Annotated in this window: 14 protein-coding genes and 1 tRNA gene; 10 read left to right on the top strand and 5 right to left on the bottom strand. The window is 43.5% G+C overall.

Features of this window, described 5'->3' with window-relative positions; genetic code table 11:
• Positions 1–15: 15 nt before the first annotated feature.
• Positions 16–837 (bottom strand): M23 family metallopeptidase, encoded by an 822-nt coding sequence (locus ACO067_RS07780; protein WP_421872697.1) that lies wholly within the window; start codon positions 835–837, stop codon positions 16–18.
• Positions 834–1,703, bottom strand: coding sequence for a sterol desaturase family protein (locus ACO067_RS07775; protein ID WP_421872695.1), 870 nt, complete (start codon positions 1,701–1,703; stop codon positions 834–836). Before ACO067_RS07775 ends, ACO067_RS07780 begins: the two co-directional genes overlap by 4 nt.
• A gap of 188 nt (positions 1,704–1,891) precedes the next feature.
• Between ACO067_RS07775 and ACO067_RS07770 the strand changes: the two genes are divergently transcribed.
• The 8 genes from ACO067_RS07770 (at position 1,892) to ACO067_RS07735 (ending at position 16,949) form a co-directional block, all read left to right on the top strand.
• On the top strand, positions 1,892–2,557 hold the full coding sequence (locus ACO067_RS07770; RefSeq protein WP_421872692.1) for an RNA polymerase sigma factor: 666 nt from the start codon (positions 1,892–1,894) through the stop codon (positions 2,555–2,557).
• A 134-nt stretch (positions 2,558–2,691) separates the two neighbouring features.
• Positions 2,692–3,726 (top strand): FecR family protein, encoded by a 1,035-nt coding sequence (locus ACO067_RS07765; protein ID WP_421872690.1) that lies wholly within the window; start codon positions 2,692–2,694, stop codon positions 3,724–3,726.
• The gene (locus tag ACO067_RS07760) at positions 3,723–7,181 is read left to right on the top strand and encodes a SusC/RagA family TonB-linked outer membrane protein (RefSeq protein ID WP_421872688.1); all 3,459 of its coding nucleotides are present in this window, start codon (positions 3,723–3,725) and stop codon (positions 7,179–7,181) included. The genes ACO067_RS07765 and ACO067_RS07760 overlap by 4 nt, the downstream gene beginning before the upstream one ends.
• 12 nt (positions 7,182–7,193) lie before the next feature.
• Positions 7,194–8,432: a RagB/SusD family nutrient uptake outer membrane protein gene (locus ACO067_RS07755; protein ID WP_421872687.1), complete on the top strand. Its 1,239-nt coding sequence runs from the start codon at positions 7,194–7,196 to the stop codon at positions 8,430–8,432.
• Entirely contained in the window at positions 8,429–8,740 is a 312-nt protein-coding gene (locus ACO067_RS07750) for a RagB/SusD family nutrient uptake outer membrane protein (RefSeq protein WP_421872683.1), read from the top strand. The genes ACO067_RS07755 and ACO067_RS07750 overlap by 4 nt, the downstream gene beginning before the upstream one ends.
• A gap of 42 nt (positions 8,741–8,782) precedes the next feature.
• Complete coding sequence (locus tag ACO067_RS07745; protein WP_421872681.1) at positions 8,783–10,000, top strand: glycoside hydrolase family 71/99-like protein; 1,218 nt, start codon at positions 8,783–8,785, stop codon at positions 9,998–10,000.
• A 35-nt stretch (positions 10,001–10,035) separates the two neighbouring features.
• Positions 10,036–11,631 (top strand): hypothetical protein, encoded by a 1,596-nt coding sequence (locus ACO067_RS07740; RefSeq protein ID WP_421872679.1) that lies wholly within the window; start codon positions 10,036–10,038, stop codon positions 11,629–11,631.
• A 263-nt stretch (positions 11,632–11,894) separates the two neighbouring features.
• Entirely contained in the window at positions 11,895–16,949 is a 5,055-nt protein-coding gene (locus tag ACO067_RS07735) for a sugar-binding protein (protein ID WP_421872677.1), read from the top strand.
• A 331-nt stretch (positions 16,950–17,280) separates the two neighbouring features.
• Here ACO067_RS07735 and ACO067_RS07730 read toward each other — a convergent pair.
• Positions 17,281–17,352 (bottom strand) — tRNA-Arg (locus ACO067_RS07730).
• A gap of 199 nt (positions 17,353–17,551) precedes the next feature.
• Between ACO067_RS07730 and ACO067_RS07725 the strand changes: the two genes are divergently transcribed.
• Positions 17,552–18,343 (top strand): hypothetical protein, encoded by a 792-nt coding sequence (locus tag ACO067_RS07725; RefSeq protein ID WP_421872675.1) that lies wholly within the window; start codon positions 17,552–17,554, stop codon positions 18,341–18,343.
• The gene (locus ACO067_RS07720) at positions 18,333–18,851 is read left to right on the top strand and encodes a DUF350 domain-containing protein (protein WP_421872673.1); all 519 of its coding nucleotides are present in this window, start codon (positions 18,333–18,335) and stop codon (positions 18,849–18,851) included. Before ACO067_RS07725 ends, ACO067_RS07720 begins: the two co-directional genes overlap by 11 nt.
• On the opposite strand, the gene ACO067_RS07715 is transcribed toward ACO067_RS07720, so the two are convergent.
• Together ACO067_RS07715 and ACO067_RS07710 are read right to left on the bottom strand one after the other, a co-directional pair.
• Complete coding sequence (locus tag ACO067_RS07715; RefSeq protein WP_421872672.1) at positions 18,848–19,768, bottom strand: sugar phosphate isomerase/epimerase family protein; 921 nt, start codon at positions 19,766–19,768, stop codon at positions 18,848–18,850. The genes ACO067_RS07720 and ACO067_RS07715 overlap by 4 nt on opposite strands.
• A gap of 12 nt (positions 19,769–19,780) precedes the next feature.
• Positions 19,781–20,314, bottom strand: coding sequence for a gluconate 2-dehydrogenase subunit 3 family protein (locus ACO067_RS07710; RefSeq protein ID WP_421872670.1), 534 nt, complete (start codon positions 20,312–20,314; stop codon positions 19,781–19,783).

The following is a 20,314-nucleotide window of genomic DNA, read 5'->3' as shown; positions in this document are numbered from 1 at the left end:
TTATTATCCCGACAATCAGTCGGGATTTTTTTTGTCCATCTCTTGCGTGTATCTGTGATTACTCATCGGTACACCAATAGTGCTCTTATCCAGGTAGTACTCTGCACGTACTGATTGCTGTCCGCTAAAGCGCATCACGTATACTTCGAGGTGTAGATGTGGTCCACTCGCATAACCAGTACTCCCACTTAGGCCAATCAGGTCACCAGAGGTAATTTCATCTCCAACTTCAACACGAGCCCCATTTTTCTGGAGGTGCGAGTAATCGGCAATGGAGCCATCATCATGCATGACCAGGACATAATTGTTGAATTTGGAGCAGTCCTCTCTTGGGCAGCCTTTGTTATTGTTGTCAACAACTTCAAATACCACCCCAGCTCGTATCGCCCTGATTTCAGTTCCTTCGTCCATATGAAAATCAAGGGCATACTGATTCATGTGGGTTGGTGTCTCATTATAGCTCTGATCTACCATATATGACTTGCTTTGAGCATAAGGTAGGTAGTAGATGATATCATCGTTGTGCTCGGCAGTCACATCTCCTTTGATGTAAGTAAAGCGGTAATTATAAGAATAAGCGTTTTTGACTGGGGTCAGAGAGAAGTAATAAGCACTCTGGTTTGGTTCAATAGTCTTGAGTATTGGCAAATCTTCAGAGGCTTCCATTCCTTTGAAAGTGGCTTCTATCTGAACACTTTGTAGGAATTCAGTATTGTTGCGAGCAAAGATTTTGAGTGAGCCGTCCTCCTGGGTTTTATGATATACCTCTACTTCTTTTTTCTGTGCAGAAGCAATAAAAGTTATCAATGTAAGGATGATGATTACCGAGTATCTCATGAACTGCTAGCTACCTTTTTGCCAGTGTCTTTGATTTCAAGTTTTCCTTCTGGAGTTCGGTATGGTTGAAATGGAATTCCCAATAGATTACCCAATCGGTCGTTTTCTGCTGGGTCCATGTGAGTATCTATACCATACTTCAAACTACTGGTATCTTCTACGCTAGCAAAGGTTCCAAAGATGCGGTCCCAGATGGAAAAAATATTACCATAGTTGGTGTCAGTTAGGGGTTGAGTATAGTGGTGATGTACTTTATGCATGTTGGGTGTCACAAACACAAAGGATAATGCTCGATCCATTTTTGGTGGCATGTTGATGTTGGCATGGGTAATGTGAGCAAACAGAACGGAGAGCGATTGATAAAGCATGACTATGCCAATAGGTGCCCCTACCACGATCACTGCAAGAATGGTAAAGGTAATTCTGAAAACCGTTTCACCAGGGTGATGTCTCAAGCCGGTAGTTACATCTACTGTGGTGTCGCTGTGATGAACGAGATGAAACTTCCACATCCATTTGACTTTGTGCTCTGTCCAATGGATGAAATAAGCACCAATACAATCCAGAAGAAGCACACCGACTACTACCTGAGCCCAAAGTGGCATTTCTACCAGGTACAGCAGTCCAAATTCGTTGGTAGAGACCCAGTTAGAAGCAAGCAGTAATACTCCTGCTAACCCAAAACCAATGATAGCTGTGGTCATGGTGAAGAACAGGTTGATTCCTGCATGTCTGAATTTTTTATACTGAAAACTAAAGAGAGGTAATATGCCCTCGGCTATCCAGAATATGACGATCCCTCCGATTAGAATCATCGATCGAAACCAGGTAGGTACGTCTGTAAAGAAATCAATTATCGCTTCCATCAATTTTTGGGTTGTTATTTCTCTAAAGTAATCATTAATCAAGGAAAAAAGTTGCGTTTAAGCGCTGAAAATAAGGTGTTTGCAAATGCGAGAAATTTTACAGTAAATTTAAAATTGATTTTTAGTGGCTCATTTTTATGTTAATTATTGAAATGAGGACGAACTAGGCACCAGAAATTTACAATATTTTGAACAGTAGATCCCTACATCATTTTTCAATTGATCAGCTTTCTGATACGGAACTTTGGAAGCAGTTTCGCTCTGGTGATCGTGATGCCTTTGAGAGGATTTACCACCTGCATGTAAAAGGTCTTTACAGCTACGGAATGACATTCATTGAAGATTCGTTTACCGTAAAGGAATGCATTCAAGATTTATTTGTCGATATCTGGTCGCATAAGGATCGCTTAGGTGATACAGACAATATTAAATTTTATTTAATGCGTTCGCTTCGACGCAGGATTTCCAAGTCGCAATCTGATCAGAAAAGGTGGGAATCTACTTCTTCTGAAAAAATTAAGCTTTCCAGATTGATAGGTAAAAAGTCCCTGGAGCAATTTATGGCAAGATCACATGTTTCAGAAAAAGAGATCGCCTTCAAGTTGAGCGAGGCTATAGGCAAATTGCCAGTTCGTCAAAAAGAAACACTTTACCACATCTATTACGAAAACCTTACTTACGAACAAGCCGCTTCCATAATGAATGTTAATGTGAAGACGGTCTATAACCTGGCGTGGAGAGGTGTAGAGACCTTAAGGAAGTCGCTATCCAAATCGAATTTCTTCTACTTATCCCCGATTCTGATAGCCTCTGCTCTTGAAGTGAGTGCTGATATTATGGAAATATCGCAATAGAAAAATAGTATATTGTATGTATTCATAATATTCAGTGTATTAGTTTTGAAAAAATGTAATTATTGAAATATTCTTCGCTTCGGTCGTAGAAAAAGTGAACGGTTCTTTCTTTCTCTGGTCAGAAAAGGAAAAGAATGGATTACAATAAGTACACGGTAGAAGATTTTGTTCTGGATAAGGACTTCAGAGAATGGGTGATGGGAGTACGTGGGTCTGAGGCATTTTGGAATAGCTGGCTCGCCGATCATCCTGAAAAACTCGAAGAGGTTAAAGAAGCGAAGAGGATACTTGAAAATCTTAACTTTCCTAATTACACATTGAGTGATGAAGATGAACTGTCTATGTTTCATATCATCAATCAACGAATCGATGGCGATGAACCTGAGGTGCCTGTTCGCTTTTTGCCTGTGGACAGCTATACCAAATCTAGAACCAAGGTAACTTTAAAATTGGCCGTTGCAGCCTCACTATTGCTAGCCATGTGTATGGCGATTTATTCCATAGTTGAGTTTAAACGATCCGAACAACTTGCCTACACCACTGATTTTGGTCAAACAAAAGAAGTCACTCTTGAGGATGGGTCTGTAGTGATTCTAAATGCCAATTCGAAGCTTTATGTGGCCGAATTTGAAGAGAGTGGCGCAAGAGAGGTGTGGCTGGATGGTGAGGCTTTCTTTAGCGTAACCCATACATCTTCAGATCAAAAATTCATCGTTCATGCCAATAAGGTGGATGTGAACGTACTGGGGACAGAATTCAATGTTTATACCCGTGGAAAAAAGAGTCAGGTGGAGTTGGCTTCTGGAAAGGTGGCCCTGAACAATCAGTTGACCAATGTGGTGGTGGATATGGTCCCCGGTGATCGGGTTACATATGAGGCTCCAGGTGAGGCTCCAAAACATGAGACCATAGACACCGCTGAGATCTCTTCCTGGAAGGACAACTTACTTATTTTCCGTAGGAATTCGCTGGAAGAGATCAGTGAACTTCTCAAGGCCAACTATAATATTGATGTCTTTTTCACTCATGGAGCCAGCAGCGATTACTTCTTTACCGGTACGGTACCAGCCGATAATATTGACCTGCTTCTTACTACTATAGAAAAGACGTTCTCATTACAGGTAGAAAGAAAAGGGCAAACAGTAATTATCAAACCAGCTACTAAATGAATCGATTAATGAACCTAACCTTTCGTCTCTTAGTGATGGCTATTATGGTCAGTTCATTTGGATATGGTCATGCCAAAACCAACTTGCGAACTGAACTAACTATAGGCGATACAACGGCAGACACTTTTAAAGAGCTATTATTCGAATTAGAGAAGAACTTCAATGTGTTTTTTAACTACGATGATGACTTGCTGAAAGACCTTGAGATTAATTCCGACCTGGAAATCCCGAAAAAGAAAGGTGAACTCCACGATTTTCTGACCAGCTTATTAGAACCTCATCAGTTAACTTTTGAGCAGCTGAATGAGACTACTTATATCATCGTCAAACAATCGAAAGACTCAGCAGATCAGGGCAACAACTTGGAGGAGCCAACCGAGCAATTGGAAGGTTCCTCTTTTTCTCTGACATCTACTAATAAACTCACAGCACATGGTCCGCGTAGACTTGTGGGCACAGTGAAAGATGAAACAGGTGAAGGTTTGCCAGGGGCTACGGTCATTGTGAAGGGGTCTGGAGAAGGTACAATTACCAATATTGATGGCAGTTTCAAATTGGATTTGCCTGAAGAAGCATTTCCTGCCATGCTTATAGTGTCCTTTGTAGGTTATAAAAGCCAGGAGGTACTGGTGGTTGATCAGACAGAAATAAGCGTGGTGTTGAAAACAGATATCTCTTCTCTGGATGAAGTGGTCGTAGTTGGGTATGGTCAGCAAAAAAGATCCAATCTCACTGGATCGGTCTCTTCCGTCAAAGTGGATAATCTGGAAAATCGACCTGTGATTCGGCTGGATCAGGCTCTGCAGGGTATGAGCTCTGGGGTGTTTGTCAGTAAAGGTGGAGGTGCTCCTGGTGCTAGTCCCACCATACACATTCGTGGTGTTGGGTCTATTAACAATACTGATCCCCTATGGATCATAGACGGGGTACGTATGGCACCGGGAAATCACTTTAACCTGGATGATGTAGAGTCAATAGAGATATTGAAGGATGCAGCCAGTTCAGCCATCTATGGAGCCGCAGCTGCTCATGGGGTCATTTTGGTAACAACTAAGAGAGGTAAAGAAGGCAAGACACAAATTAGCTATAAGAGCTCTTTCGCCAAAGTAAATCCCATCAGATTGCCTGAGCTATTGGGTAGCGAAGATTTTGTGAACTACAAGAAACAGTCTCGGTTAAATGCTGGCCAAAATCCAGAGCCAGCCTGGGACAATTGGGAATACGACACTGATTGGATTGATGCTTACTATAATGGATCGGGGTTTTCTCATTATCATGATCTTTCTGTTGCTAAAGCCACTGACAACACCAACTACTATCTGTCTTTTGGATATGATGATGAAGAAGGAATACTGATTGATAATCAGTTTGAGCGATTCAGTATGCGTTTCAATTCAGATATTGACCTGGCAAGATGGCTGACTATTGGTGAGCGAGTTTTACTTTCTAGAGTGACAGAAAACCCCATTGATAACTTCAATGAGGATTATAACGGAGCTATTCCATATAGGTCCATTCCTATTATGCCCATATACGACGAGTCGAACCCTTATGGTGGTTGGGGAATGGCACCTGCCTATTTTCAAGGCCCAAATCCGGTGGCCACTCAGTACCAGCAGCACGAAAAAAGAATTTACAATCGATTAGATGGAAGTGTCTATTTAAGCCTAACCCCTCTAGATGTTTTAACAATCCGCGGACAAATAGGGTACAACTATCTTGCCTTTCAAGGTAAGTCCTTTAAAGAAGCATTTAACTATGGAGCTTTTGCAGACCCTATCGGTCGGCTCACTTATGTGGATGGAAATGATGAGACCATCATTGGGAACATAGTCGCTACATATAGCCAAACATTTGGTAAGCATAACCTCACGATGATGGGTGGATATGAAGCTCAGCAATATGAAGGTAGCGGTTTTCCAGTGACAGCCTCAGGATCACCTCTAGATGTTGCCTGGAGTTTCAATGTGATGGGGCCCAATGCCAATATTGCAGACAGATATACCTTGAGACAGTCGCGTATCCTATCTCAGTTTGGACGCATCAATTACAACTATGATGAGCGCTATTTGCTAGAAGCAAACATAAGGAGAGATGCCTCTTCTCCTCAATTTGGTCCCAACAATGTATGGGGTATATTTCCCAGCTATTCTATAGGTTGGAGAATCTCAGAGGAGAGCTTTATGAAAACAGTGAGCTTTGTATCCAACCTGAAATTAAGAGCGAGTACCGGCAAATTGGGTTCTGACAAGATCCCTGGGTATATCTGGTCAAAGACCTATTCTTCACAGTTTAGCACTTATGCTTTTGACCGAAGTGGGACTAACAAAGTTCCGGGCTATTTCATTAGCAAGTTTCCCAATGGTGATGTGAAATGGGAAGAAGTCAACATGCATAACATTGGGTTAGATGTAGGTCTTCTGGACGATCGATTGACCCTTACAGCTGACTACTATATTAAGGATACGAAAGATTTGCTTTATCCAGTGCCAGTGCCGGCATCTGTAGGACTGGCCGTGCATAATTTCAATCCAATAAACCCAGAGTTAAATGTTGGAACCATGAGAAATACAGGACTGGATCTGGAGATTATTTACCGCGATAATTTTGGTAAGTTCAATGTCACTCTCAACAGCAATGGCTCTTTTATGAAAAACGAAGTGCTGAGTCTTTTTGGAGATGAGTATATCACTGCGGGTAGTGGAGGAGGACAGATTGGAGGAATGACCCGCACGGAAGCTGGTATGCCTGTTTCTAGCTTTTATGGATTTATCGTTCAGCAGATGCTGAATTCTGAAAATGACGTCTATGCAATTAATAGTTGGGCTCCAGACGGAACTTATCAGGAAGGGGGTACAGGTCCGGGAGACTTTATGTACAAGGATATCAGTGGTCCGGAAGGAGTACCGGATGGCCAGGTCACCTGGGAGCATGACCGTACGTTTATTGGGAACCCATGGCCCAAATTGATGTATGGATTCAACATCAACATATCCTATGATCAATTGGTTGATGTCCTATTACAGTTTCAAGGAATTCAGGGAGTAGAAGTATTCAATGCCAACAAAGCTTACTCAAGGAATTTTTTTGGAGACAATAATACCACCACTGATATCTATGAAGCCTGGACTCCTGAAAAGCATACAGAGCATCCAAGAAATATAGCCAGTGACCCTAATGGTAATTTCAGTAGACCATCCAGCTACTTCATAGAGGATGGCTCCTATCTGAAGTTGAGAAACGCACAGATCGGATTTAATGTACCGCAGAATCTTTTGAGCAGAATGAGGGTGGGTAAAATCCGACTTTATATCAATGCCAATAACCTGTTGACATTGACGAATTACTCTGGAATGGACCCTGAAATAGCTGGGTCTAATGTAGGCAGAGGTGTAGATCATGGATTGTATCCTCATACGAGGACATTTGGAGGTGGTTTGGAGGTGCAGTTCTAAATGTTGATGAAAATGAAGCAATTGAAAAACATATTGACCTTTGGATTACTACTACTTGGAATAGTGGCTTGTGAGGATGAGTTTTTAACCCTCTCAAATCCTAATGAGATCGTAGCTGAAAGCTTCTATACGAACGTAGATAATTTCCATTATTCTTTGAATTCTGTTTACTCAGCTACTAAAAGTTTGGATCTCTTCGGACAGGCATTTTACATCCAAACACTGTTGGCATTGCCACATACCTCTGACTATTGGAATGCACAGTGTAGAAATGAAGTGACTTCAGGAGATGGCAACATGTACCTGGCCTGGAGAGGTTGGTATCGAGTAGTTGCTCGTGCCAATGATTTGATTGAAAATGCACCAACATACATAGATAAATACAGCCCAAATGAAGCCCAGAGAGAAGAATTGGATTTGATACTTGGGCAGGCATACTTCCTCAGAGGGTTTGCATATTTCCACATGGTGAGATTATGGGGAGAAGCGGGGTATGCTCAGGATAGTAGCAAATTATCTGTGCCGCTGCATCTTAAAGTAGCTACCTCAAGGGATGAGATGATGAAGCCTCGTGCCAGTGTTGGCCAAGTATATACTCAAATCATCAAAGACTTAAAACTAGCAGAGGAGCTACTGCCTCCCACCTGGAATGATGACAACATCGCCAGGGTAACGAATTATGCTGCCAAGGGTTATTTGGGCAAGGTTTATCTCTACATGGAAGAGTATGGTCAGGCACGGTCGTACTTTGAGGAAGTGATTAACTCAGGCATTTTCTCACTTCTCACTTTTGAAGAATGCGATGATATGTTTCAAGGCAAATTGGAGTTTAGTGATGAGACCATATTTGAGTTAAACTACTCCATAGACATGACTCAAAATATCTGGGAGAATGGCCTTGGATCAGGGATTGCGCTGACTCTTGCACCTCCCGGAAGAGGCTGGAGTAATTGTACCCCACATGGAGTGAATATATTTCGTTTTGGTAGTGACCCCAGGCTTAAGATCGCCACCTATGCTCCGGAGGACTCTGCCGCTAATGTGGATGGTGTAATGATGCCTGTAGGCGAAAGTGAGTTTAACTATACCGGCCATAGTTTTAGAAAGTATGTGCCGGAGGATTATTCTGTGTACTCTACCAACAGAAACAGTGGCATCAACTATATCAACATGCGGCTTTCGGATGTGTACCTCATGTATGCCGAGGTGCTCAACACTACCGGAAATGATGCATTGCATCAGAATTTATGAATAAAGTTCGCCGGCGTGCCTATGGGTATGATCCGGAAACTGCTGAGCCTTCTGTGGATTATAATCTCGCTGGCATTCAGTTGAGGGATTCCATTAGGGAGGAGCGATTTAGAGAATTATTTGCTGAGGGTCATCGCTGGTATGATATCGTCCGCTGGGGCATCGTAGAGGAGGAAGTCATGAAGTACAATGACTTCAGAGTAACCCAGGGGATGATCATATACGATGACAAAGACTATTACTATCCTGTGCCAATTCAGGAAATCGATAACAATCCCAATATGACGCCAAGTACAGGCTACGAATAATAAAAAAAGAAGTGTAAAGAAGTGATTTTGAAGGTAAAAAATATGGATTTGATCAACTGGATCGTAGGGATAGCTATGTTCATCTCTCTTGGTTTGGGCGGCTGTAAGGAGTCTGATCCAGCACTTGATGATGGTCAGTCTTACATACCTGTGATGGTGGAGAAGTCTAATGCCACCAGGTTATACATGCATTATATGCCGTGGTTTGAGTCCAAAGACTTTTCTGGATACTGGGGTAGTCACTGGCGCATGGCCAATAGCAATCCAGATAACATTGACGGCCAGGGCAAAAGGGACATTGCAGCACACTACTATCCGCTCATTGGACCTTATGATTCAGCGGATCCTGATCTGGTGGAGTATCATTTACTGCTCATGAAGTACGCAGGTATTGATGGGGTGCTGATCGATTGGTATGGAACACACAAAACTCTTGATTATTACCGAAATTTTGAGAACACAGAGGCACTTGTGACCAGGCTTGATACCATTGGGTTGAGTTTCGGAGTTGTTTATGAGGAATACACCGCTGAAGCTGTAGCTACTAGAAAAGGAATCACCGAAATCGAAGCGGCACAGGCGGATCTTACTTTTTTGGAGGAAAATTACTTTAGTCGGGAGCAATACATCAAACAAGAGGAAAATCCATTACTGCTCACTTTCGGTCCAAGATTATTCCGCAAAGCTGATGATTGGACCGAGATCTTTTCAGTGCTGGAATCAAAACCTGATTTCATGCCACTTTGGGGACACGACTACTATGTAGGAGACAATGGAATCGGAGAGTTTTCGTGGGTAGATTTCAATGCTGACATGCGCGATCTCACCAATTTCTATTCTACCTATGATGGTCACATCATAGGTTCTGCATGTCCAGGATTTGATGACTATTATCAGGAAGGAGGCTGGGGAGAGGGATATGGCTATCTCAGTCATCGAGGAGGAGCAACCTTTTCGGATCAGCTCGCCAAAGCAGCGGAGTTCAGTTTGGGAACTATACAACTCGTCACTTGGAACGACTTTGGAGAAGGAACAATGATCGAACCGACTGATGAATTTCAATACCAGTTTTTAGAAATCCTTCAGGAGTTTTCTGGAGTGAGCTACAGTAAGTCTGAGTTGGATTTGGTCTGCCAGTATTACTTGAAAAGGAAAGAATACCGAGACAATACAGAAGTGCAGCAATTACTGGATGAGGTATTTACTCATCTCAATGAATTGAGGCCAGAAGAAGCGTCTGCAATACTTGAAAAACTTTAAATATCAATCGCAATTATAATCCTAATACTATGAAAATGAATTACATAACCAAAGGGTTGCTGCTAGTATCCATGCTGGCAACATCCCTGATGATGTCGTGTGGAGAGGATGAGCCCACCGAACCAGAAGAGCTGATCCCAGCTATAGATGGAGTCTATGTGTTTGGCACCAATACCGTAGCTGAGACGGCCCTTGAGCCCTCTGCCAAAATGAGCCTGGCAGTACTCAATCCAGACAAAAGTGGTGGAGTTGCCAGTGTAGATGGCTACTTTGGTAAACTACTTTATATCGGTGCAAACAGTACCATTGAGATTAGTCATGTGGAGGGAGATGTATCCACAACATATGGAGCTGATGGAGGAGGTACAGTTACCAATGGGTTGGAACTTGATTTCACGGACATTGATGCAGATATCATTCATGGTACGTTAGTTCCCGACGCTGAACCCATTTCAGTTTCAGAAGAGGGTCTTTACAAGTTATTTGTAGACATCAACACGGAGTCTTTTCGGATGATGAAAATAGAAGCTAATGTCATCGGTGATGCCACACCAGGTCAATGGACAGAGAGTACTTTTATACCATTGAAAGACGCGAACGTAAGCGGTGCAACTTTTGAAGCGACAGATTTAGGACTCTATGGAGCATCCGGTTATAAGATCCGATTCAATCAAGGGTATGAATTATACAATGACGGAGTAATCGCAACGATTGACTACCTGGGAGTAGAAGATTATCAGGCAGCCTGGGACGCCGGTGCTAATGGTTATGATTTGGTTTATAAAGATGTCAACTTGCCAAATCATGAGACTGGCCTTTTTACCTACACCCTTTCATTCAATGCATCCACGCTAGAGTGGGATGAAAACAAAGAAAAAACTGGAGCACTCGAAAATGACTATTCAACTGTGGAGATCGGCTGGTTTGGAAATGCTTACAAAATAGATGGTGAAGAACCTACAGGTCAATGGGAAACGGTCCATATGGTCAAAACACCGGGGCGTGATGGCAACCTTTACAACTGGACCTGGACAGTAGAGTTGATAGCAGATAGAGCTTTTGTACTTAGAGACCCTGATGGCACTATTTGGATCACCTATGGAGGTGCAGCTAAAGTAGGCTCTGCATTTGACGATGAATTGATTATCAAAGAAGATGGTCAGGATAATTATTGGGTAAACACTGCGGGAACCTATGATGTGACCTTCACCATCAACGCTGAAGATGATGGTCGCACCTTGACAATAGAGCCATCAGAGGGGGCAGATGACATGTCTTCCAAGGAGTATGGTATGTTTGGAAATGCATACTATGTGGATGGCACCACTGAAGGGGCCTGGGATGCCATACACTTTGCTAAAACTCCAGAAATGGATGGAGATTTTTACACGTGGAGCTGGGAGCTGGAACTAATCGAGTCCCGATCATTCGTCATCAGAGAAAGTCCCGATGGAGAGTGGGTCACCTATGGAGGAGCCAACAAAACCGGTTCTGCATTTGACAATGAGCAAATCATCAAAGAAGACGGTCAGGATAACTACTACGTGGCTGTAGGGGGCAATTATGTCTTGACTTTTAAGATAAGTTCCGTTGACGAAGGAAGAACTCTTGTAATAGAGCCTGCCCAATAACGGTAAACTAGCTATTAGGATGATGTAATAGTATGAAGAAGTATTGAGTCTGAAGTAAGGCTCCATCATCTCTGCGGTCCGTCTTTGCGGCGGACTGCTTTTTCACCCACCTCTTTAATGATTCAGATTGATTATTGAGCTCTGTTCAAAATGAATAGAGAGTATCTGTATAAAACCGCTATATAATAAATATAACTATGAGAAATCATTATTGAAACCCGTTCCTGCGTATGGTGGGAACCTTACACTAAAATTCAAACCCTATGAAAAATGATGAAAAACTATCAACGAGATGGCCTTTTTTAAGGTCAGCGATGATTGGAAACTTACTCACGTTTCTATTACTAGTCGCTTTGAGCTTACCAGTATGGGGCCAAGGTGATGGACTACCGAGGGGGGCATATCAAATGCCATATACACGATACGAATCTGACAGCACCTCCCAATCACAAGCTCAGGCACGTACTGATTATGATTTTCAACCAGATGTACCAGCAGCGGAAGCTTCGTCCCAGCATTACCTTGCTTTGGTCTCTGATGGAGATTACGCACAGTGGACAGTCAATGAATATGCAGACGGAGTAACGTTAAGGTTTACCATTCCTGACAATTCTTCAGGTACGGGCAATCAAGCCGCTCTTAATGTATATGTGAATGGAGCTTTAGACCAGACGATTACTCTGGATTCTTACTGGGCATTTCATTACTTAAATAAGTTTGTTGGGGCTGGTGGTGCTAATAGTCCCAACGCGGGGTTTACTGAAGTGAGGATGTATTTTGATGATATCAATTTTAAGCTCAATACACCCCTTACACCTGGTAGCACTATTCGGCTGGAGAAGACTGGTGGAAGTTCGTTCGAGTATGGAATTGACTTCATTGAAATAGAACAGATTGACCCTGTGAAAGCTGCGCCTGCTAATTCACTATCAGTGACCGATGCACCATACAACGCCAATGGGAACGATCAGGTAGATGATTTGGTTGCATTCCACGCATGTTTGGCTGATGCCAACGCGCAAGGTAAGAATATGTATATCCCTCCTGGGAAGTATTATCTGGATGGCCAATTCAGATTAAATGCAAGTAATATCAAGGTACAAGGAGCAGGAATTTGGCACACTGAGCTTTTCTTCTCATCGGATCTGGCATTCTCTGGCGGAGTAAAAGCAAGAGCAGATAATTTAGAATTTTCTGATGTGCACATTACCACCGCCAACAATGATCGTTTTTGCCCAGATGATGAGCGAATTCCCGGCTGGAATGAGCCTTATAAAGGCTATAAAGGGATTTTCGGTACCTGGGGCAGCTACAGTGTGATCAGCAATGTGTGGGTAGAGCACTTTGAAACTGGAATGTGGTTTGCCGACTATGACTGGGCAGTGGAAGGTGCTTCACAGCCAGACATTACCAATCACATGCTCATCACCAACGCCAGGATCAGAAACAACTATGCAGATGGTGTCAATTTCGCTGAGGGAAGTAACAATTGTACTGTAGAGCATACCAACATTAGAAACAGTGGAGATGATGGGTTTGCAGTTTGGTCTTCCGATGCTTTCGGTCACGGTACTCCCGGCTCTAATAACACCTTGCAGTTTAGCACTGTAGAAAACGTTTGGCGTGCTGGAGGTGTGGCATTTCATGGTGCAGACGGTCATGGTGTCAACCATGTGTTGATAAGAGATGGCCGGGGCTGTGCGGGAATTCGATTTACAGATACTTTTCCTGGATTTAAGTTCCTTCAAAACAATCAGTCTGTGATGAGTAACATTACGATTATAAATCACGGAACAACATATGATCTGTTCAATGAAGAAATTGGAGCTATCTACCTATCTGGAGCGGCAGGACTATGGAATGTTTATTGGGAAGACATAGATCTGATCAATTCGCAAAGGCATGCCATCACTCTGGAAGGTGGTCCCTATCAGAACATTGAGTTTCATTCCCTGAAAGTGGATGGGACGGGACTGGATCCTTACGATCATAATACCGTTGTTTATACAGAAGGAGGTACCGGAATCGCGGCGAGTGCCAACGGGCAAATTGATTTATACAATCCTCAATGGATTAGCTGGGAGACCGAAGATAGCATCATTACCACAGGTAATCTGGTGGTGAATACCTACTTCACCGAACCTGTGGGTGTGCAGTCAGTAGACATTCCAGATGGGCCTCTATCATTGGTCGTGGGACAGTCAGCGAATTTGGCTCCTACATTTGCTCCGCAGAATGCCTCTAACAAATCAGTCACCTACTCCAACAGCAACTCTTCAGTTGGGACAATCAATCAGGTAACTGGAGTGTTCAATGCTACAGGAGTTGGTCAGACTACTATTACTGTCACATCTGATGACAACCCTGCTGCTACAGATCAGGTAGTGGTCAATGTAACTGCGGCGATTAACATAGAAGCTGTTGCTAATGTAGCCACAGAAGGTGGATCGGCTGGAGAGTTTGTCATTAGTACCACTGAGCTAGCTGGGAGTCTTACGGTCCAGTATACAGTGAGCGGATCTGCCTCTGGTGGAGACTATTCGGCTAGCCCGGCCTTGTCAGGATCGGTTACTTTGTCTACTTCTAGCCTATCTCAGTCAATAATTATTAGTGCTACTGACGACACGGAGTTTGAGGGAGCGGAGTACTTAACCGTTACACTCGTAGACAATGGCAACTATAACATCGGAGTAGGAAATGCCACAGTTACTATTGCTGATAACGAAAATCCCCCATGCACCGCACCAGTGATTGGCTATGCTGCTACAGCACCGGCAATAAATCAAAACATCGAAACCATTTGGGCTACAGCACCAGCTATGGGGATTAATAATACCACCATTGGAGGAACACCAGGTGATTACTCCGGTCAATGGAAAGCGCTCTATGACGCTAGCAACCTGTATGTGTTAGTGGAAGTGGGCGATGCGACCAGAACCAACGATAGCGGTGGTAGTTGGTGGGAAGATGACGTGGTAGAAGTGTTCATCGATGGCGATAATAGCAAAGGGACCTCTTATGATGGTGTAAATGACTTTCAGCTTGGATTTAGATGGAATGACAACACCGTCAATGCAGGTGGTAACTCAGTTCAGAACACAAGTGGAATCAATTTCTCCATGTATGCATCAGGCAGTGGCTATGTCCTGGAAGCAGCAATCCCATGGTCGACCATCGGTACAAGTCCAGCTATTGGATCTGTAATTGGATTTGATGTGGCAGTAGATGATGATGACAATGGAGGTACGCGAGACGCCCAGGTAACCTCCATAGCCACATCAGATGCTGGATGGACTAACCCAAGTATTTTTGGGTCTATCTATTTGACAGACTGTAGTGGATCGCCATCTAACCAGTCGCCATCGGCCAATGCTGGTCAGGATCAAACTTTGCCAGCCGGAACCACCACCATTAGCCTTACTGGATCAGGCTCCGATCCAGACAATGATCCGATTACTTATAACTGGAGTCAGGTTAGTGGGCCTTCTGTTTCTATTGGTAGTCCTGCTAGCGCCAATACTTCGGTTAGTGGACTTTCAAACGGAAACACCTACGTATTTAGATTGACGGTGAATGATGGGTCATTGAGTGCTTCAGATGACGTGCAAATAGTCGTCAACTCTAGCGGTAATCAGGCACCTAGCGCCAATGCTGGACCTGATCAGTCATTGGCTGCAGGGACTACAACGGGTACTTTGAATGGATCGGGTATAGATCCTGATAGTGATCCTCTGACATATTCCTGGATTCAGCTTTCAGGTACTTCAGTAACCATTAGTAATCCAGGAAGTGCATCTACCGGAATCAGTGGTTTGTCTAATGGAAACAGTTATACTTTCCGTTTGACTGTAGATGATGGCTCAGCTAGCGATACGGATGATGTGACAATTACGGTTGACAACAGTACACCTTCTCAATCTCCATATGGAGGAGTTCCCTGGGCCATACCGGGCATCATCGAAGCAGAAAACTTTGATGACGGTGGGTCTGGAGTTGCTTATAGTGATAGTGACGTGGCTAATAATGGTGGTCAGGGAAGAACTGGAGAGGGAGTAGATACAGAAAGCTGTAGTGAAGGTGGACTTAATGTTGGATGGACCGCCGGTGGAGAGTGGCTGGAATATACCGTTAGCGTGGCATCAGCAGGTAACTATGACTTTGACTTTCGTGTTGCTTCTATTTATAGCGGCGGAACCTTTCATGTAGAGTTTGATGGTACGAATGTTACAGGAACAGTCACAAGTGAAAATACAGGTGGGTGGCAGACCTGGACCACAGTGAGTGTGGATAACGTGGCGCTTAATGCCGGGCAGCAGATTATGCGAATTGCTTTTGATAACCCAAATCATAACCTGGATAAAGTATCAATCAGTACGTCGGGTACTGGAACCACGTCAGTTACAGGTGTTAGTGTGACTCCAACATCTATTAGCATGGTTACAGGCAATACGCAGCAACTTTCAGCTACGGTGGCACCTTCCAATGCTACCAACCAGAATGTAACCTGGAGTTCTGATAACACTTCAGTGGCAACAGTTAGTAGTAGTGGACTTGTCACCGCAATAGCGGCAGGTTCAGCGACCATTACTGTCACCACTCAAGATGGAGGATTTATAGCCAACAGTACCGCCACTGTCACATCAGGAGGGGGAGTGTCTGTCTATCACATCCGAAACGTATGGACCAATGATTATCTCCAGGATGGAGGAAATCAAGTGACTTACTCCTCTGCTGCATCTGGCACTACATTCGAATGGGTGCTTGAAGACGTAGGTGGTGGCTATATGGAAATTAAAAATGTGGCTACCGGAGAATACATGCATATCGAAAACCTCACTGGATACGTGGAGTGTACAAGTAGAACCTATGGTTGGTACAGCTCCAGATGGGCTATCGAAGACGCTGGCAATGGAGAAGATCGCATTAGAAATGCGTGGCAAGGGGATAACTATATTCATGTGGAAAATCAAACTGGACAAGCACAACATGGAACCATTTACACAGCCTGGGCCAGTGCTAAATGGGTGTTGGAGCCAGTAAGTGGTTCTCGTGTGGCATCATCATATCAGGCCGAAGTTGAAGCAAGTCCTTTGAGACTTTATCCAGTTCCAGTTACTAATGGAAAGCTTTATGTTGAGTTGGGCGATCAAGAGGTGGATCGATATGAACTGATTTCAGTAGCTGGAGTATGCATAAAAAATGGCCCCTTACCTAAATCAACGGAGTCTATTGAGCTCGATGCTATTAATCCAGGGATATATTTTATAAGATTCGTTGGACAAGATGTGCAGATTACGAAGAGAATACTGGTAAAGTAGATTGATTGATTCTTCATTAGTTGAGAAAAGCTCCTGATTCAATCGGGAGCTTTTATTATTTGTACTTTATCAGAATGGAGCCATATTGGTTGGATATACCCGGACTAGCCGTTTCGCACCACATCTAAAGTTTAGGAAGTAGTAGCCTCTCCAGCCTGCCTGCCGGCAAAGCAGGGAATCGAATGGTACCGCAACGGCGGACCGTCGGCCACCCGAACTAGCCGTTTGTACTGGATCAAGCGTGAAAGATGAAAGTAGTCCCGGAAGGAATCGAATCGCAGCGGCGAACCGAACTAGCCGTCTCGCACTGCATCTAAAGTTTAGGAAGTAGTAGCCTCTCCAGGAATCGAACCTGGATCAAGCGTTTAGGAAACGCCTATTCTATCCGTTGAACTAAGAGGCCATATTGGAGTTTAGGTAACTTCCGGAGCACACAGCTCGGGGCACGTAGCCTATTCTATCCTCCCGATGTTTCGGGAGAACTACGGGACCAGCTCTTTTCAGAGAGGGCAAAAATAAGGAAATCAAATACTCTGTTCAATTTTTTCACTTTATTTGATCAGAGCGGCATTCAGAAATGAAATTCTACCCATTTTAGTCAGGTGAAACGACTCTTTCAGATTTTCTTATTGATTTTAGCCGTTTGGTGGAGCCTTACTGCCTTGATCGCTTTGTTTAGAGCTTCGCAAAACCATAATGACGAGTGCGTGGATTCTATGAAAGAGCAAAGGGATCTAACCATCCATGAAAGAAGTTGGCACTTGATCTCTAGTTCATCCTCTTTCTGTGTGAACTATCATACGAATAGTGATCAATTCAACTTCGCAACAGACTCTCGACTCAAGTCTATTGGACAAGTCCATGACACACGAAATCCATGGGGAGATATCTATAATCAACTGGTTCAAGACAAGGAATCTATTGCGTTTTTGGTGGATAGTCTATCTGCTATTGCTGCGAACAGACAACTGCAAGGGTATGAGCTTTCAGAAATGATAGTGACTATGGTTCAGGACATTCCATACAGTTTTGTCATTCCTGGAAAATGTGAAGAGTACGACACTGATGGAAAGCCTTGTGTTGGTGATGTTCGTTGGGGTCTTTATTCTCCATATGAGTTTCTCCACACAGAAATGGGCGATTGCGATACTCGAGCAGTACTGGTGTATGCAGTGCTGGAGGAATTTGGCTTTGATCCCGCTATATTAGTGAGTGACCAGTACTCACACGCTATGATCGCTTTGAGCATTCCTACCGCAGGTGATTATCTCCTTCATCAAGGTAAGAAATATTACTTTTGGGAGACTACAGCCAAGGGGTGGATGGCTGGAATGTTGCCACCTTCTTACAACAATGTAGATTATTGGAAAATAGTACTTGCACATGAACTATAACGTAGCAATCATCGGGCTGATCGAGATCTTTTCGGCGCTGACGATAGGCATTTTCATTCTGGCGCTCACCTATAAGCTTTTGCAGTGGGTTGGTCGCCGGTATTATAGCATCGAAGAATATAACCTGGCTTACAGCATTTTTACTGGGGCTATTATTCTATCTGTTGGCATCATGGTAGAGGGAATTATCGATCCTTTGATTTCTGCTTTTCGGCTAATGGGCAACGGAGAAAGCAGCCTCCTTTTTTCATTGAAATACTTCGGTATCGGAGCCATTTACATTGCCATTGCTTACACAGCAGCCGTACTAATTGGTTTGATTAGTACGTTTCTGTACAGCAAAATCACACCGATAGATGAATTTGAAGAAATTCGGAATGACAATCTTGGGGTTGCTATAATCGTCAGCAGTATCATCATTACATTGACCATTTTTTCGAAGGATGGTGTGAAATTGTTGATTGAAGCACTTGTACCTTATCCAGAGTTGCCTCCTACTGGCTTTTAATCTTTGGGAATAAACTGCCTCAGGTAATGGTAGCTTTGTTTAAGAGACGCTATTCTGCGTTCTAAAGAACCCTCATAGGCACGATCCTCCACTTCCACACATACAGGGCCGATGTATCCGGTATCGGTCAGTGCAGAGAAAAACTTACCCCAGTTGACATCACCCATTCCTGGGAGCTTAGGCGTATGGTATTCGCTTGGATGAGCCATTATTCCTACTTCATCTAACCTATCACGATCCAACCTTACATCCTTGGCATGCATGTGAAATAGCTTGCGTCCAAACTCTCGGATAGCCTTTACATAATCCATTTGCAGCCAGATGAAGTGTGAAGGATCGAAGTTGAGACCGAAGTAATCACTTGGGATATCCTCATACATCCTTCTAAAAATGGCAGGAGTTGTTTTCAGGTTTTTACCCCCGGGCCATTCATCTTGTGTGAAACTCATCGGGCAGTTTTCAATACCAACTTTTACGTCTTGTTTCTCGGCATGGGCGATGATCGGTTTCCATACTTTTAAGAACTCTGGCCAGTTTTCATCTACTGATTTGGTCCAATCCCGGCCAATAAAGGAGTTGGCATGATTTACTCCAAGGACTTTGGCTGCATCAATCAAGCGATAGATATGCTCCACGCTTGTTTTAGACTCTTCTTCATTGGGACTCAATGGGTTTGGATAATATCCAAGAGCACTGATAGCAACTCCGTATTTGCTGGTGATGTCATGGATTTGGCTGACGGAATCCTGAGTAAGTTTGGCAATATCAATATGCGTAACACCAGCGTACCTTCGCTCTGCTTTGCCCACTGGCCAGCACATCACCTCCACACAGTCATAGCCAATGTCAGAAGCAACTTTTAAAACCTCTTCGAACGAAAGTTCGGGTAGAATTGCAGTTACAAATCCAAGCTTCATGATCTTATTGCTTTAGTAATAGTTTTTACCAATTTCGGAATACGGGTAGTCGCCATCGTACCTTCCGGTAGCGTGTACATAGCTGAGTTCTTGTGTTGCCCCAATTTCAGAAGTATAGTAGCCATAAATGGTCATACTTTTCAAGAGTTTAAAAAAGGTCAATTCACTCGTTTCCATTCCTTCTTGCTCCAATTTGGATAAATAGGTAATCTGATCACTTTTGGTTTGACTGAGAAAGGAATCCTTTTCCAGGTTGCCTAATCCTTGCAAGAAGAGATTGGTTTCAGAAGAGTCACGCACCAGAGCTAGTACCCGGTCGATGTACTCATTGACCTTAGCGGCTTTGGCTCCTGGCGTGTCAGTAGTAGGAATGATCAGCTCCACCAACTGCTGTACCAGAGTGTCCTGTTGCGCATCAAAAGTCAGTGCGGCGTAAGTTAAAGTAGCGGGTTGACTACAGCTAGACATGAGCGAAATGAAGCTAGAGCTCAACCCAATTCCTGCAGCACCCATTGACATGTTAATGATCGCTTTTCTTCTGTCCAT

This window comes from Marinoscillum sp. (assembly GCF_965229915.1).
Taxonomy (GTDB): domain Bacteria; phylum Bacteroidota; class Bacteroidia; order Cytophagales; family Cyclobacteriaceae; genus Marinoscillum.
This window is presented reverse-complemented; position numbering and strand designations above follow the sequence as displayed.